Below are 1,191 nucleotides of genomic sequence, written 5' to 3'. Positions count from 1 at the left end.
TGGCGCGGAGAATCGCCTTCTGCTCAGCGGTCGTCAGCGTTGTCGGGCTGAGTCTTGGCATCGCGGTTCTCCGTTGCATTGACGAGGCGTTCGAGCAGGTCGTTCAGCCGGACGAGTTGCCGAGCGATCTCGGGTAGCGTTGTAGAGTGGGCGCTCAGCGCCGTGTGTGGATTACTCCGCACCGGTTTCCGAGCGCCCCTCGCCGAACCCGGCGTGCACCTTTCGTTATGCACCGGGCTCTCCATAGATGTCCTTCGCGAACGCAGGCGTGATTGACCACCAGGGCCGGAAGCTGCCCACGCGCACCGTCGCCATTTCGAAGCGATGGGTCGAGCCCCCTCGCCATCGAAGTGTGCGCCCGCCCGGCTTACGCCAGCCGTACAATGCACAGAGCCTCTTCACCGAAGTATGGGGGTGCTTCTTCTTGAGCCATCGGAAGATGGTCCACCACACGTAATGATCGAGTCGTGCAAAAACACGCTTCGCTCCCCACGCGTAACGGTAGAAGGCACTCCAACCTCGCAGCATCTCGTTCAACTGCCCGAGTCGTTCTTCCAGGGAGTATCCCAACGTCGGACGCCGGAAGTAGTCCTTGATCGCTCGCCGTAGTTGCTGACTGCGCTCCCTCGGGATCACCACGGCGCTAACCAACCGTCCATGGGTTGGATGCTTCCGCACTCGGACGTGGTGCCCCAAGAACAGCATCGGCTCCGTCACGGGTGTGACGAGCGTCTTCTCCTCCGAGAGCTCCAAGCCTAGGTGTTCCTTCAGGAACGCCCCGAGATCAGTTTTCTCCTTCAGCGCGAGATCCCGTGCCCGCTCGAACTCCTGCGGGCCTGGAGCCACGCCAACGAGAATGATGAAGTCATCAGCATAACGAATGGGAAAGAGCAGAGGACGCCCCGCCTGGCGGTCATTCCAGCGGTTTGCCTCTGCCCTCCGCCTGATCTTCTTTGGATCGGTTCGTAGCGTTGGTGTGCGCCGGGGCCACACGTGCCGCTCGTACCGCTCGTCAATCGCGCTAAGTGCGATATTTGCGAGCAAAGGAGACAGGATGCCACCTTGCGGCGTGCCGCTGTCCTTGCGTAGGAACTGTTCCTCCGCTAAAACACCAGCCTTCAGAAACGCCAAGACCAACCGGGTCAGCTTTCGATCGCCGATGCGTCGCCGAACCCGGACCATCACCGCGTG

General features: G+C 61.3%; 2 protein-coding genes. Both read right to left on the bottom strand.

Going from position 1 to position 1,191, the window contains the following annotated elements:
- Nucleotides 1–23 precede the first annotated feature (23 nt).
- A complete protein-coding gene (locus tag GY725_21445; protein ID MCP4006753.1) occupies nucleotides 24–182 on the bottom strand; it encodes a hypothetical protein in 159 nt (52 codons plus the stop codon).
- A gap of 43 nt (nucleotides 183–225) precedes the next feature.
- The coding region (locus GY725_21440) for a group II intron reverse transcriptase/maturase (protein MCP4006752.1) at nucleotides 226–1,191 on the bottom strand (966 nt) is incomplete at its 5' end.

This window comes from bacterium (genome assembly GCA_024226335.1).
Classification (GTDB): domain Bacteria; phylum Myxococcota_A; class UBA9160; order SZUA-336; family SZUA-336; genus JAAELY01.
The sequence above is the reverse complement of the archived record's forward strand: the minus strand, read 5'-3'. Positions and strand labels throughout refer to the sequence as shown.